This is a genomic window from Nitratireductor sp. GISD-1A_MAKvit, assembly GCF_040819555.1.
Lineage (GTDB): Bacteria > Pseudomonadota > Alphaproteobacteria > Rhizobiales > Rhizobiaceae > Nitratireductor.
Genome location: NZ_CP161920.1, coordinates 3623357 through 3637276 on the forward strand (window position 1 = coordinate 3623357; position 13920 = coordinate 3637276).

General features: G+C 59.0%; 12 protein-coding genes, 1 pseudogene and 1 riboswitch. Of the genes and pseudogenes, 5 read left to right on the top strand and 8 right to left on the bottom strand.

Going from position 1 to position 13920, the window contains the following annotated elements:
• The first annotated feature begins 351 nt into the window (after positions 1-351).
• Positions 352-1149: an ion transporter gene (locus tag AB2N04_RS18685; RefSeq protein WP_367716190.1), complete on the top strand. Its 798-nt coding sequence runs from the start codon at positions 352-354 to the stop codon at positions 1147-1149.
• 9 nt (positions 1150-1158) lie between these two features.
• Here AB2N04_RS18685 and AB2N04_RS18690 read toward each other — a convergent pair whose 3' ends face one another.
• Positions 1159-2250, bottom strand: coding sequence for a 2'-deoxycytidine 5'-triphosphate deaminase (locus tag AB2N04_RS18690; protein ID WP_367716191.1), 1092 nt, complete (start codon positions 2248-2250; stop codon positions 1159-1161).
• Positions 2251-2333: 83 nt separating this feature from the next.
• A riboswitch (SAM riboswitch) is annotated at positions 2334-2411 on the top strand.
• Positions 2412-2461: 50 nt separating this feature from the next.
• Here AB2N04_RS18690 and AB2N04_RS18695 point away from each other — a divergent pair.
• Positions 2462-3653: pseudogene (locus tag AB2N04_RS18695) on the top strand (O-succinylhomoserine sulfhydrylase).
• A gap of 7 nt (positions 3654-3660) precedes the next feature.
• On the opposite strand, the gene AB2N04_RS18700 reads toward AB2N04_RS18695, so the two are convergent.
• The gene (locus AB2N04_RS18700) at positions 3661-4266 is read right to left on the bottom strand and encodes a CDP-alcohol phosphatidyltransferase family protein (protein ID WP_367716192.1); all 606 of its coding nucleotides are present in this window, start codon (positions 4264-4266) and stop codon (positions 3661-3663) included.
• 144 nt (positions 4267-4410) lie between these two features.
• Between AB2N04_RS18700 and apaG the strand changes: the two genes are divergently transcribed.
• The gene (gene apaG, locus AB2N04_RS18705; RefSeq protein WP_367716194.1) at positions 4411-4803 is read left to right on the top strand and encodes a Co2+/Mg2+ efflux protein ApaG; all 393 of its coding nucleotides are present in this window, start codon (positions 4411-4413) and stop codon (positions 4801-4803) included.
• Here apaG and AB2N04_RS18710 read toward each other — a convergent pair.
• The 3 genes from AB2N04_RS18710 to AB2N04_RS18720 are packed head-to-tail and all read right to left on the bottom strand — an operon-like array spanning position 4796 to position 7909.
• Entirely contained in the window at positions 4796-5782 is a 987-nt protein-coding gene (locus tag AB2N04_RS18710) for an Hsp33 family molecular chaperone (RefSeq protein ID WP_367716196.1), read from the bottom strand. The two genes, apaG and AB2N04_RS18710, sit on opposite strands and share 8 nt — an antisense overlap.
• Positions 5779-6696 (bottom strand): ornithine carbamoyltransferase, encoded by a 918-nt coding sequence (gene argF / locus AB2N04_RS18715; protein WP_367716197.1) that lies wholly within the window; start codon positions 6694-6696, stop codon positions 5779-5781. The genes AB2N04_RS18710 and argF overlap by 4 nt, the downstream gene beginning before the upstream one ends.
• A gap of 19 nt (positions 6697-6715) precedes the next feature.
• A complete protein-coding gene (locus tag AB2N04_RS18720; protein ID WP_367716198.1) occupies positions 6716-7909 on the bottom strand; it encodes an aspartate aminotransferase family protein in 1194 nt (397 codons plus the stop codon).
• Positions 7910-8281: 372 nt separating this feature from the next.
• Between AB2N04_RS18720 and AB2N04_RS18725 the strand changes: the two genes are divergently transcribed.
• Positions 8282-8797: a GcrA family cell cycle regulator gene (locus AB2N04_RS18725; protein WP_367716200.1), complete on the top strand. Its 516-nt coding sequence runs from the start codon at positions 8282-8284 to the stop codon at positions 8795-8797.
• 114 nt (positions 8798-8911) lie between these two features.
• On the opposite strand, the gene phoU is transcribed toward AB2N04_RS18725, so the two are convergent.
• On the bottom strand, positions 8912-9628 hold the full coding sequence (gene phoU, locus AB2N04_RS18730; protein WP_367716202.1) for a phosphate signaling complex protein PhoU: 717 nt from the start codon (positions 9626-9628) through the stop codon (positions 8912-8914).
• 92 nt (positions 9629-9720) lie between these two features.
• Positions 9721-10923 (bottom strand): ATP-binding protein, encoded by a 1203-nt coding sequence (locus AB2N04_RS18735; RefSeq protein WP_367716204.1) that lies wholly within the window; start codon positions 10921-10923, stop codon positions 9721-9723.
• A 145-nt stretch (positions 10924-11068) separates the two neighbouring features.
• On the opposite strand from AB2N04_RS18735, the gene ppk2 reads away from it, so the two are divergent.
• Positions 11069-11968, top strand: a complete 900-nt coding sequence (gene ppk2 / locus AB2N04_RS18740) for a polyphosphate kinase 2 (RefSeq protein ID WP_367716205.1) — start codon at positions 11069-11071, stop codon at positions 11966-11968.
• Here ppk2 and AB2N04_RS18745 read toward each other — a convergent pair.
• Complete coding sequence (locus AB2N04_RS18745) at positions 11937-13883, bottom strand: glycosyltransferase family 2 protein (RefSeq protein WP_367716206.1); 1947 nt, start codon at positions 13881-13883, stop codon at positions 11937-11939. The two genes, ppk2 and AB2N04_RS18745, sit on opposite strands and share 32 nt — an antisense overlap.
• Positions 13884-13920: the final 37 nt, after the last annotated feature.

The following is a 13920-nucleotide window of genomic DNA, read 5'->3' on the forward strand; positions in this document are numbered from 1 at the left end:
CATATCCTTATCCATCGGGAAGTTGTGCAAGAGTATCACATTCCATTTGCCATACCCGTGATCTTCGTCCGTTTCGCAGCTGGTTCAACGCTTGACGATTTCGTCCCTTTCCGTGTTCTCCCGGAAAAATTCTAATTATTGATACAGACCGCATCTGAACACGCCGGCAATCGTCGCGACGGTGGCCGCCGATCACTCGACCGACGCTCCACGACTGCCGTTATGCTCCGCTCATTTTCAGCCGCAGCCAAGAATGACCGACCGAATCGTCGATGAACGGCTTGACGTTCTCCCAATTCCACCCCACCTCTTGCCGCTCAGATCTGCAAATCATCTACCGGACCGCAAAACGTGAAAGCGCTCAAAAGCCTGATCGAATCCCGCCGCTTCGAAGCGGCCATCACCGCTCTTATCGTTGTCAACGCAGTCACGCTGGGGCTTGAAACTTCCGAACGGGCCATGGATGCGATAGGTCCGGCTTTGAAAACGCTGGATCAGGCCATTCTTGGTGTCTTTGTTGCCGAGTTGCTTGCACGGTTTGTCGTGTATCGGCAGAGTTTCTTTCGCGATCCATGGCGGATTTTCGATCTTCTGGTAGTGGGCATTGCCCTCGTTCCGGCGACGGCCGGGCTCTCGGTGCTGCGCGCGCTGCGTATCCTGCGCGTCTTGCGGCTGGTCAGCATGGTTCCGTCACTGCGCCGCGTAGTGGGTGGCCTGATTTCAGCCCTTCCGGGCATGGGCTCCATCATGCTGCTTCTCGGCCTCGTCTATTACGTATTCGCCGTCATGGCCACGAAGCTTTTTGGAGCGTCCTTTCCGGACTGGTTTGGCACGATCGGGCACTCGGCCTATTCGCTGTTCCAGATCATGACCCTGGAAAGCTGGTCGATGGGTATCGTTCGGCCGGTGATGGAAGTTTATCCTCTTGCGTGGATGTTCTTCATACCCTTCATTGTCTCGACCACGTTTACCGTGCTCAATCTCTTCATCGGCATCATCGTCTCGGCCATGCAGGCCGAGCATGACGAAGAGGCTTCCGCCGAACGCACGGCGCTGCAGGCGGAGCAGGAGATCATCCTCAACGAGATTCGCGCACTTCGCAAAGAGGTCCAGAATCTGAACCTTGAAAAGGCAAGGGATGGGCGTTGACCCCAGCGGTCAACGCGAGCGGAAATGCTTGGAGAGCTTGAGCGACTGGCCCTGATAATTGGATTTCAGATCCGCACCGTAAAGCGCGTCGGGTCGTGAGAGCATCCGTTCGTACACAAGGCGCCCGACGATCTGACCGTGCTCAAGGATGAACGGAACCTCGTGGCTGCGCACCTCCAGAACGGCGCGACTGCCCGTACCGCCAGCATGCGAATGCCCGAAACCCGGATCGAAGAAGCCGGCATAATGCACGCGAAACTCCCCCACGAGGGGGTCGAAGGGCGTCATCTCCGCCGCGTGATGCGGGGGCACATGCACCGCCTCCTGCGAGACCAGAATGTAGAATTCATCTGGATCGAGAATGAGCCCGCCAGCGCCGTCCCCTGTCAGCGGCTCCCAGAAATTCTCGATCTCGTGCTGATCGCGCTTATCGACATCGATAAGCGCCGTGTGATGTTTGGCGCGGTAGCCGATCAATCCATCCGCACCGCCGCTCAGATCAACCGAAAGCGCGATGCCTCCCCCGGTGATGTTGGGGTCTTCCGAAGCGACAAGCGTCTCGCGCGCATGCAATTCCGCCAGCGCACTTTCATCGAGCAGCGCCTTGCCGGTGCGGAACCGGATTTGCGAAAGTCGCGATCCGGTGCGCACAACTATCGGAAAGGTGCGCGGGCTCACCTCCATGTAGAGGGGGCCGGAATATCCGGCGGGAATCTTGTCGAACTCCTGCCCGTTGTCGGTCATCACGCGCGTGAAGATGTCGAGGCGCCCGGTCGAGCTTTTCGGATTGGCCGATGCAGAGATGCCATCGGGTAGATCGAGCCCCTCCAGAAGTGGCACGATGTAGACACATCCCGTTTCCAGAACGGCCCCTTCACCAAGCTGGATTTCATGCAGCCTGAGCTTGGCGAGTTTTTCCGAAACCCGATGATTTGGGCCGGGCAGGAAGCTCGCGCGAACACGATAGGCGACACTGCCGAGCCTCAGATCGAGACTGGCCGGCTGGATCTGGTCAGGGTCCAGTGGCCGATCCGAGGCAAGCGCGCCATTGTTGAACAGTGCCGCAATGTCTTTGTCCGGCAGAATTCCGGCTTTAGCCAATGCCCCTCTCCTTGCACAGGATTTGTTTGAACGAGGTTTAGCGCCGCTCGTCGTTGACGCAAGGCGCTTGAAGGTCTAATGGAGCTTTATCCCGTGGTGATTTGGCCGGTCGGCTTGCAGCCACGTTAAAGAAGTCGCTAAAAGGCCGTGCTCGATCACCGGACCGGCATGCGGCTTTTCCGCGGCCGGTTTTTTGTTGGGTGAGATAGCGATGACAGATCATTCCGAAAACGACTGGAAAACACAGACGGCGCTTGTTCACGGCGGGGTCACGCGCTCGCAATTTGGCGAGACTTCCGAAGCGATTTATATGACGCAGGGTTTTGTCTATGACAGCGCAGAAGCCGCCGAAGCCCGCTTCAAGGGCGAGGAGCCCGGTTTCGTTTACTCGCGCTATGCCAACCCGACCGTCGACATGTTCGAGCGCCGCATGTGTGCGCTGGAAGGGGCCGAAGAAGCGCGCGCGATGTCGTCAGGCATGGCCGCTGTCGCTGCCGCACTTCTCTGCTCGCTCAGAGCCGGCGATCATGTGGTGGCCGGTCGCGCGCTGTTCGGATCGTGTCGCTGGGTGATCGAAACACTGATGCCCCGCTACGGGATCGAGACCACGCTGATCGATGGGGCGAAGCTTGAAAACTGGAAAGCCGCGGTCCAGCCCAACACGAAGCTTTTCTTCCTTGAAAGTCCTACCAACCCGACACTCGAAGTGGCCGATATCGCAGGCATTGCAGCTCTCGCAAACGAGATTGGCGGGCGGCTGGTGGTCGACAATGTGTTTGCCACCCCTCTGTTTCAAAAACCGCTGGAGCTTGGCGCCCATGTGGTCGTCTATTCTGCCACGAAACACATTGACGGTCAGGGCCGGTGCCTGGGTGGTGTCGTTCTCTCCGACAGGAAATGGGTCGATGAACACCTGCAAGACTATTTCCGGCATACGGGCCCCAGCCTTTCTCCTTTCAATGCGTGGACGCTGCTGAAGGGCCTGGAGACATTGCCGCTGCGCGTGCGTCAACAGACCGAGAGCGCCGGTCGCATCGCCGATATTCTCGCCGACCACCCGAAGGTTGCCCGCATCATCTACCCCGGACGAAAGGACCATCCCCAGGCCGATATCATCGCCCGGCAAATGACGGGGGGCTCAACACTGATCTGCGTTGATCTGAAGGGAGGAAAGAGTGCTGCCTTCGCCTTCGAGAACGCCCTGAAGGTCTTCCAGATCTCAAACAATCTCGGCGATGCCAAAAGCCTGATCACCCATCCCGCCACGACAACCCACAAGAACCTTTCCGACGAGGCCCCGTGCAGAGCTAGGGATAGGCGACGGCACACTGCGTCTGTCGGTCGGGCTTGAGGATGGAGACGATCTTATTGTCGACATCCAGCGCGCGCTGGAGGCTGCCTGAGGGTCGTTCAGCCAAAACGTCTGCCGGCCAAAACCATGCGCGATACAGTCGTATAGGCCGTGAGCGCGGCAAATGAATAGGCAAGGGCGGGGAACCAGGAAGGAAACAGACACATGAGCGCGAAAACCGCCAGTGTCTCGCTCGCTTCAGCCAGCCCCGTGGTGAAGAACAGCGACTTCTCCCCTCGCGCGTTGCTGGTCAGCCCATGCTTCTCTGCCATGATCGCATAGGCGAGGAAGCTCGCACCATTTACGTAAAACGCGAGTAGCAGAACCGCACCTGCGATTGCGTTGGCAGCCGGATCGGCGATGACGAAGCCAAGCGGTACGGCGCCGTAGAAGGCAAAATCCAACACGATATCGAGGTAACCGCCGAAATCGGTTTTGCCGTGGATCCGCGCGACCGCTCCATCGAGACCGTCACATAAACGGCTCAACAAAATGAGAGCGAGACCCGCCCAGTAACCCTGCAATGCAATGGCTGTGGCCGCCGCCCCTCCCAGCCCCAGCCCGGCATAGGTGACCATGTTGGCCTGCACGCCTGCCGCAACAAGCCTCATCGCGATGCTGGATAAACCGGGTTTGATCTGCCGGTGCGCCCAACCGTCAAGCATGTTTTCCCGCTTCCCTGTTTCCCTGACCCTAGTGGTTTCGCGGCTCGTACGCTCCTCACAATAGTGTCATGAACTGCCAGCCCTTGATCTTTTGCCGGATCAGGTCATCCTTGTTTGATCGACACCCGGACGCAGTTTCCAACAATGTACAGAGCCAACACACAATCGATCGAAGTTTGTGCAGAACCCCGTTTTCTGCCAGCGCAATCGGATCCCGAGCGCGGCCACTTCGTCTGGGCCTACCGGATCACCATCAGCAACCACTCACCAGAAACCGTACAGCTGGTGGCGCGCTATTGGCACATTACGGACGAGACGGGAAAGGTTCAGGAGGTGCATGGTGAAGGCGTGGTTGGTGAGCAGCCGGTCCTGGAACCAGGCGACAGCTACACCTACACTTCCGGCTGCCCGCTCTCCGTCCCGTCCGGGATCATGGTGGGGCGCTACACGATGCGAGGACCGCACGGAGCGTTTTTCGAGGTGGATATCCCTGCCTTCTCGCTCGATCTGCCGGGGGCGACCGAGCGGATCAACTGAAATCCTGCGGATCGAAAACATATTCCGTCGAGCAGAACTCGCAGGTCACCCGAATGACACCATCCTCGGTGCTGTCGGCCACCTCCTCGGGCGTGAAGCCATCCAGAACCGATCTGATCTTTTCACGCGAACAGGAGCAGTCGTCACGCACATCCGAGCCTTCGTAGACACGAACACCGTGCTCATGGAAAAGTCGGTAAAGCAGTCGTTCTGCGCCGACCGTGGGATCGACCAGCTCTGTCATTTCTGCAGTCGCCAACAGCATCCGGGCTTCCTGCCAGGCATCATCTTCAGGGTGGGTAGACCCATCATGTTCCTCGTCGCCATCGCCGCCGGGCAGATCGGCGCTGCGCATGCGATCGGACGAACTGGGAAGAAATTGCAATAGCATGCCACCAGCGCGCCAGTGCTCCCGCCCGCCATCGGCACCGGGAAGAACCATCTTGGCCACGCCGAGCCGCACCTGTGTTGGGATCTGCTCCGACTGTCGAAAATATGTGCGCGCTACCTCTTCAAGGGTCGTGCCATCCAGCTGCACGATGCCCTGGTAACGCTGCATGTCGGAGCCCTGATCAACGGTCAGCGCAAGGACACCCGCGCCAAGCAGTTCCTCCGGCGATTCCTTGCCAGCAGCGACCGCCTCATCGAGCCGCGCCTCGTCGAAGCGCGCATAGGCGCGCACGGAGTGCGGCGTGGTGAAATCTGCCACCAGCATATCCACCGGCCCGTCGGATCGGGTCTGGACGATGAATTTGCCCTCGAATTTCAGCGAGCTGCCCAACAGCACCGTAAGCACGATGACTTCGGCGAGAAGCCTCGCCACCGGTTCGGGATAGGTGTGCCGGGCGAGGATCTGATCGAGCATCGGTCCGAGCTGAACCGCGCGACCGCGCACATCCAGTGGATCCACATCGAAGGGCACGACGTGATCGTCGCCGGCAAAGCCAAATTCACCCAGCTGTTTGGTTTCGTTCGTCAACGGTTGAGACACCAGGCAAGAATGGCTTTCTGCGCATGAAGGCGGTTTTCGGCCTCGTCGAAAACCACAGAATGCGGTCCGTCGATAACCTCGTCCGTAACCTCTTCACCACGATGCGCGGGCAGACAGTGCATGAAAAGCGCGTCGGGTTTCGCGTGCTTCATCAGCGTTTCGTTCACCTGATAGGGCATGAACACATTGTCACCGCGTGCGCGGTGTTCCTGCCCCATGGAAACCCAGGTGTCGGTGACCACGCAATCGGCGTCACTGACCGCGTCTTCGGCGGTTTCGGTGAAGGTAATGCGACCGCCATTCGAGCGTGCCCAATCGACGTATTGCGCATCGGGTTCGCTGCCCCTAGGCACCGCGATGTTTAACGGAAATTCCATACGTGCGGACGCTTCAATCAGGGAGTGAAGTACATTGTTGCCGTCACCCGTCCAGGCGAAAAGCCTGTCTTTCACAGGGCCGCGATGCTCCTCGAAGGTAAGGAGATCAGCCATGATCTGGCAGGGATGCGTATCGTCGGTCAGGCCATTGATCACCGGGACGGTTGCATTCTCCGCCAGTTCAACCAGTCGCTCATGAGCCGTTGTGCGGATCATGATGGCATCCACATAGCGCGACAGAACCTTTGCAGTATCCGCGATCGTTTCGGAACGGCCCAACTGCATTTCGGTGCCGGTGAGAATGATCGTCTCACCGCCGAGCTGGCGCATGCCGACATCGAAGGAAACGCGGGTTCGGGTTGACGGCTTGTCGAAAATCATCGCCAGCGCCTTGCCTTCGAACGGCCTTTCGCGCTCGCCGGCCTTCATCCTCTCCTTGCGCACGCGCGCATCGTCAAGCATGAACCGCAGGTCCTGGGGACCGACATTCGAAAGATCGATAAAGTGGCGAAGACCGCTGGCCATGCCCGCCTCCCTGGTTTTCTCAAGCATCGGCTTTTTCGGTCGCCCTTACGCTGGCCGCAGCATCATGGATGCGCTTCACCGCCTCGCGGACCTCGTCTTCAGTGATGATGAGTGGCGGCAAAAGGCGCAACACGTTGTCACCGGCAGGCACGACAAGCATCTTCTGGTCGCGCAGAGCTTCAAGCAGACGAAGGTTCTGCACCTTGCACTTGATGCCGAGCATCAGCCCTTCGCCGCGCACGCCCTCGATGATATCGGGAAACTCATCGGCGACGGCGGCGAGGCTCTGCCTGAACTGAAGCCCCTTCCTGCCGACCTCTTCAAGGAATCCGTCTTCCAGTACGACGTCCAGCACCGCATTGCCAACCGCCATGGCGAGTGGGTTGCCGCCAAAGGTGGTCCCATGTGTACCAGGCGTCATGCCCTTCGCGGCCTCGGCAGTGGCAAGACAGGCGCCGAGCGGAAATCCGCCACCAATGCCTTTGGCAACAGCCATCAGATCCGGCGCAATCTCGGCCCACTCATGCGCAAACAGCCTGCCCGTACGGCCAACACCGCTCTGCACCTCATCAAGGATGAGGAGCAATCCGTGACGGTCGCATAATTCACGGAGACGCTTGAGCGAAGCATTGGGGATGGGGCGCACCCCGCCTTCTCCCTGGATCGGCTCAACCAGAATGGCGGCGGTCTCCGGGCCAATCGCCTTGACCAGCGCGTCCATGTCGTCGAAAGGCACCTGATCGAAGCCTTCGACCTTCGGCCCGAACCCCTCCAGGTACTTGGCCTGACCGCCGGCAGCGATTGTCGCGAGCGTGCGGCCGTGGAAAGCGCCTTCAAATGTGATGACGCGGTAGCGTTCGGGCTGGCCGTTCACATGGTGAAAGCGCCGCGCCGTCTTGATGGCGCACTCAAGGGCCTCGGCACCGGAATTGGTGAAAAATACTTTATCGGCAAAGCTGTTTTCGGTCAGCCGTTCGCCCAGACGTCGCTGCCCCGGGATTTCGTAAACGTTGGAGACGTGCCACAGCTTGCCCGCCTGCTCGGTCAGGGCGGAAACCAGATGCGGGTGTGCGTGCCCCAGCGAGTTGACCGCAATCCCGGCTGCGAAATCCAGATAGCGGTCGCCCTCGACCGTCTCTATCCAGCACCCTTCGCCCCTCTCGAAAGCGAGAGGTTGACGAGCATATGTTCCATAAAGCGCAGATTCACGCATCCACACGGTCCCCACTGAGCATGAGATAGGTTCCGCCCCGCGCAGATACGGGCACGGAAGAATGAAATCAAAATGCCGCCCATTGGGCGGCACCGGAGCGTTTTATCGGTTGTTTCCATCTGCCTGTCAACGCATCGCCACGACGGCAAGATGACACTTGAAATCAGCAAATTGGGGAAAACCTCAAAAACCGAATCAGCTTACGGTAAGGTCTCTTGTCACGGACTCTGCCAATAATGTAGTTTCTCTCCAAGCAAAAAGACTACATTTTGTGCGGCGGACCACATCTACCATGATTATATGGTGCTCCCTCGGCTTTTGGCTGAGCGAGGCTGGATTCGGATTCCGCACGCTGGACAGGAGCGTGTCCCGATGAACTGGACTGACGAACGAGTCGAAACCCTGAAGAAATTGTGGGCGGAAGGTCTGAGCGCAAGCCAGATTGCGGCCCAGCTTGGCGGTGTCAGCCGCAATGCCGTGATCGGCAAGGTGCACCGCCTCAAGCTCTCCAGCCGTGGCCGCGCGACAAGCACGCGCACCCGCCAGAAGAAGGCCGCACCTGCCGCGCCAAGCAGCACCACCACGCGCCGCCCGCGCACCACGCGGCCCACGACCGTTTCCGTTGGCGCGACAGCGCTCCAGGCTCAGTTCGATGAAGAACCTGTGGCGCAGACCTACATGCGTCCGGTCGAAAATGTTGTGGTTCCCATTTCACGCAAGCTGGAGCTCGTGCAGCTCACCGAAACCACCTGCAAGTGGCCCAATGGCGATCCACTCTCAGAAGATTTCAGTTTCTGCGGCAACGAAACCGGCGAGAACGGCCCCTATTGCGGCTATCATTCCCGGCTTGCCTATCAGCCCGCATCGGAGCGGCGCAGGAGCCGCTGACTGCTCGCATAGCTCTCTCTCTCCAACTTGCCCGGCTCGCATCGTGCGCAGCCGGGTTTTTGTTGTGCGAGACTGGGAACGAGAGCCGGAGGCGCCTTCGCCTGCTGTCTTTCCTTAGCTTTTGGGTGACGTGACCACGCTGTGGCTCTGGTCTTCCTTTGGCCGCTCGAGCGGCAGCTGACGCCCCGTGACGATGTGATGAACCGTTTCAGCGATGTTTGTGGCGTGATCACCGATGCGCTCGATGTTCTTCGCACAGAACAGCAGATGCGTGCATGCCGTGATATTGCGCGGATCTTCCATCATGTAGGTGAGAAGCTCGCGAAACAGCGACGTGTACATCGCATCGATCTCCTCGTCCCTGTCCCGCACGAAGCCTATGCGCTCGACCGAGCGGGAGGCATAGACATCCAGTACTTCCTTCAACTGCGTAAGAGCCAGGCCGGCCAACGCCTCAAGCCCCCTGAAAAGCCGGACAGGCTGCTTGCTTTCCGTCACCGCAACGACACGCTTCGCAATGTTCTTGCCGAGATCTCCGATACGCTCCAGATCGGATGAGATGCGGATCGCACCCACGATTTCCCGCAGATCATGAGCGACCGGCTGGCGCTTGCCGATGATGATGACGGCGCGTTCACCGATCTCGCGCTCCTTTGCATCGAGAAAGTGATCGTCTTCCACCACCTTGCGGCCCAGGCCGGCATCGGACTGCACCAGCGCAGCCACGGCCTCCTCCACCATGCGCTCGGCATAGCCTCCCATCGCAGCGATCTGATCCGACAGATAGCTCAGTTCGTCGTCGAAGGATCGCATCGTGTGGTGCTTCTGCATGGCCCTGTTCCTCTTCGACCCTGTGTTTCCCGGCTGATCACCACTCAGTAACCAGCTGAGATGGCGGCGAGATGAATATGCAGGGTACACTCCTAAATTTGCTCAACTCTGTCGGCAGCCGGCGGAACGGGTGGAAAATGCACAACAAACGTCGCCCCCTCGCCCGCCACGGACCTCACCGACAGCCTGGCATCATGCCGTGTCAATATATGCTTGACGATGGAGAGACCAAGGCCGGTGCCTTTCTGGGAACGGCTGGCCTCCATATCAATGCGATAAAAGCGCTCCGTGATGCGCGGTATATGCTCTTCTGGAATACCGGGCCCAAAATCCCGTACGGAAACACGCACTTCCTCCATCGGACCCGCCTGCTCGGCAGAAACGACGATGCGCTCGCCGGAACTTCCGTATTTGCAGGCATTTTCGAGAAGGTTCTCGAAAACCTGCACCAACTCATCGGAATGGCCTGCGACAAGTATCGGCGTGTCGCCCAGCTCCGACACAAGTTCCACACGGTTGTCTCTGGCGATTTGACGCATGGCTTCGATCACGCCCTTGACCAGATCAACGACATCGAGCTGCGCATTCGGCTTCTGGTAAGGCTTCATCTCCAGCCGGGAGAGAGAAAGAAGATCGTCGATCAGGCGCGCCATGCGCTGCGTCTGGTTCTGCATGATCTGAAGAAAATTCTCGCGAGCCTTGGGATCATCGCGCGCGGGGCCCCGCAGCGTTTCGATGAAACCTGCAATCGAGGCGAGCGGCGTTCGCAGTTCGTGGCTTGCATTGGCGATGAAGTCGGCGCGCATCCGGTCGATGCGCCGCGCCTCGCTCTGGTCCTTGAATATCAGGACACAGAGACCGGTTTCCTTTCCGATCCGGCTCGCCACCACACGGTAGGCCCGCTCGACCGGAACCCTTTCAATATAGTTGATCGCCTTTGATGCCTCTTCCTCAGAAATCACGGAGCTAACCAGCTCGTGCATTTCCGGAGCCCGAAACTTGAGGCGGAGCGATGCCCCCTTTGCCACCGGCCCAAATGCGCTGTCAGCAGCTTCGTTGGCATAGAGGATCGAGCCGTTGCCGTCGAATATGTATAGAGGGTCCAACACTGCTGCGGCCAGATAGACCGCCGGTAGCGTATCGATGTGTCCGCCCGCTCTCGCCGGCATGTCACTGTGGGGAGTCCCGCTGCCACTCTGCTGCAGTCCGGCAACGGCCGCCAGCCTGTCAATGCAGCGCTGAACAACGGTCCGCAGCATCCCGGGTCGCTCTTTCATTTCCTGGTCTTCGATCATGCTCAAACGTTCATTCACCCCACAGGCGCCTGCAGCCCCGGTGTCAGACAGCACCAACCGGGGGCAGCGCAGCCCAGACGTCGCGTCTGGACCTTATCTCACGCTGCAAATAGCATGGACACTCCCACTGTTCAGGATCGATTTTATGAATAAGCCTTTGGATAACCCCGCTCTTGAGAGAATCGAACCCTTCAAACTCACCGTCTCAGGGAAAAAACGCACCTTCGACATCGATGATCCCGACCTGCCTGACTGGATCGAAAACACCAAACTGACATCCGACGGATTTCCCTACGACAAGAAGCTCAACAGGAAGAAATATGAAGCGCAACTGGAAACGCTTCAGGTAGAGCTTGTGAAACTGCAGGCCTGGATGCAGGAAAGCGGCGCCCGGGTCATGGCCTTGTTCGAAGGGCGGGACGCTGCCGGAAAGGGCGGAACGATCGCACGCATTCGCGCCTATCTGAATCCGCGGCATGCACGCAATGTGGCGCTTCCCAAACCCACTGAAACCGAACGTGGTCAGTGGTACTTTCAACGCTACGTCACTCACTTCCCGACCAGCGGAGAACTGGTGACGTTCGACCGCTCCTGGTACAATCGTGGCGGTGTCGAACCCGTGATGGGGTTCTGTACGCCCGAACAGCACGAGCAGTTCCTGGAAGAAGCGCCGGATTTTGAGCGGGCTATCGTCAATGACGGCATCCATTTCTTCAAGTTCTGGCTCAATATCGGTCAGGAAACCCAACTTGAGCGGTTTCATGACCGTCGGCACAGCAAGCTGAAATACTGGAAATTTTCGCCGATGGATGTCGCCGGCATTCGCAAATGGGACGATTATACGCGCATGCGTGATCTTATGATCGAACGCACCCATAGCGCCCATGCTCCTTGGACAATCATTCGGGCAAACGACAAAAGGCGCGCGCGGATTGCGGTGATCCGACGAATTCTGCTTTCAATCGCCTATGACGGGCGGGATCTGGAAGCGATCGGTCAGGAGGACCCCCTGATCATCGGTTCAGGGGCCGGCTTTCTGAAATAGATCTGGTTGCCTGGCCGTGGCGTTTGTGCTGCGTTTTCTCCCAGTGGTGAGGGTTCCAGTACAGTTGCCAGACGCAACGCCAGGCTGCCACTGACATCAAGGACCAGTAAAGGGGTGTCCAGAGAACACGCTTCCAGAAGCCCAAGCGCTCTGTTTTTCGCAGTGTCGACCAGCCTAGCAGCAGAAACGCGAGATGCCCGAGCACGACATTGACGATGTCGACGATCAGCAACACCCCTTCGGTGAGCCGGATCTCTCCGCCAAAAGCCCAGAACAGCGCAATCCCCACTGCAGTGGCCCAGAAAACGCCATAGGCAAGCGCCGACAATACCATCCCCGCAAACAGGACCTGCATCACCAGAAACGAAGCCAGCCCCATTTCGCGAATTGTGGCCATCGGATTGCGCATATGAACCAGCCAGGTCTGTGCCCAGCCCTTGAACCATCGTGTCCGCTGAGGCAGCCATGTTCGCACGTCGCAGGGCGCGTCTTCGTGAGTTGGATTGCAGATCACCCCGGTCCGATAGCCTCGGCGATGAAGCCGTGCTCCCAGATCGGCATCCTCCGTGACGTTGTAGGGATCCCATCCTCCCACACCATCAAGTGCCTCACGACGGAAATGATTGGATGTTCCTCCCAGAGGCAACATCAGTCCGCTCTTTGCAAGCCACGGCAACAGCCCCCTGAAAAGGGCCGCATATTCCAGCGCAAACATCGCGGAGATCCAGCTCTCCCGTCGATTTGATATTGTGAGAGGGGCCTGGACGCAGGCCAGTCGCTCATCCGCATGCCTGAAAACGTGCCATGCTTCCACCAGCTGGAAGGGATGCGGCCTGTCTTCGGCATCATAAAGTGCGACAAAGGCCCCCGATGTCATGGGCAATGCATATGACAATGCCTTTGGCTTGGTGCGTGGCGCGCCGGCCGGGACCTCGATGATCTCGATATAGGGGCGCAACTCTTGCGTTCTCAGCGCAGCAAGCGTTTCCTCATCGTCCGCTTCACAGACCAGCTTGATCTCCAGCTTCGCGCGCGGCCAGACGATCTTTCCAAGCGCCACGAGAAGGTCAGGGACGATTTCCGCTTCCTTGTAGAGGGCGACAAGCACCGAATAGACAGGCATTTCCGCCGGTCGCACGGTCGCGATGCGGGCTTCACCAGGCGACGGTCCACGAAACTGGACCATTATTCGCAGCACGGCACAGGCGAGGAAGACAAAAGAAAATACCGCATGCAGTACAAGCAGTGTTGTCGAGGGCAGAAACACCGAAGCGAACACGAGCGACACGACCGAAGCCCCCAGGACCGCACCCTGCCATGCATTTGCGACGATCCGCGCGGACATCTCGGGCGCCATAGAAAACAGCTTGTCTGTTGCGATCCGCATGAGCGCCTTTTGCGATCTCTGCGAAATGGCCTCCCGCAGAACCGAAGGCTGCACCATCCGAATTCGTCTGGAGGCGCGCGGGTAGCGCGCGACAAAGGCTTTCAGCGCCGGGATGCTGACCCTGTCGGGCGCGATCAGCACGTTTGACTGCCCGCGCACATCCACCGCCAGGCTCACGCGGGCACCGCCGCGCTGTGCCAGCGCGGCCAGCCCCTGCCACTCACGCATGACGAGCGCGTTTGGATCCGGGCGCTGAAGGAACGGAACTCCCAGATAATCTGCCAGTGCGCGAAACAATTCACGCTCCAAGACAAGGCCGGACGCGAGAAGCTCGGTTTGAAAGCACACACCGGCAAGCCTGGCCCTCGCCTCCACACGACGAGCTTCCGCTTCGCTTACAGACAGTGTTTCCAGCACCGGAAGCCACTCCGATGCCGAAGACGGCGGCAATACGGCCGATAGCTCATCGACCTCACCCAGACTGTCGCCGGCACGCCTGAAGATTTGCGTATCCACGAGATGGTCCATCCAGGATCACCTCGATCGAAAATCTGGCGTAAAATCC

Bases quoted from the DNA above. Each gene is read 5' to 3' on its own strand.
- AB2N04_RS18700 (WP_367716192.1), bottom strand. From the start codon at position 4,266: ATGCTTGACGGTTGGGCGCACCGGCAGATCAAACCCGGTTTATCCAGC.
- apaG (WP_367716194.1), top strand. From the start codon at position 4,411: ATGTACAGAGCCAACACACAATCGATCGAAGTTTGTGCAGAACCCCGT.
- argF (WP_367716197.1), bottom strand. From the start codon at position 6,696: ATGGCCAGCGGTCTTCGCCACTTTATCGATCTTTCGAATGTCGGTCCC.
- AB2N04_RS18720 (WP_367716198.1), bottom strand. From the start codon at position 7,909: ATGCGTGAATCTGCGCTTTATGGAACATATGCTCGTCAACCTCTCGCT.
- AB2N04_RS18725 (WP_367716200.1), top strand. From the start codon at position 8,282: ATGAACTGGACTGACGAACGAGTCGAAACCCTGAAGAAATTGTGGGCG.
- phoU (WP_367716202.1), bottom strand. From the start codon at position 9,628: ATGCAGAAGCACCACACGATGCGATCCTTCGACGACGAACTGAGCTAT.
- AB2N04_RS18735 (WP_367716204.1), bottom strand. From the start codon at position 10,923: ATGATCGAAGACCAGGAAATGAAAGAGCGACCCGGGATGCTGCGGACC.
- ppk2 (WP_367716205.1), top strand. From the start codon at position 11,069: ATGAATAAGCCTTTGGATAACCCCGCTCTTGAGAGAATCGAACCCTTC.
- AB2N04_RS18745 (WP_367716206.1), bottom strand. From the start codon at position 13,883: ATGGACCATCTCGTGGATACGCAAATCTTCAGGCGTGCCGGCGACAGT.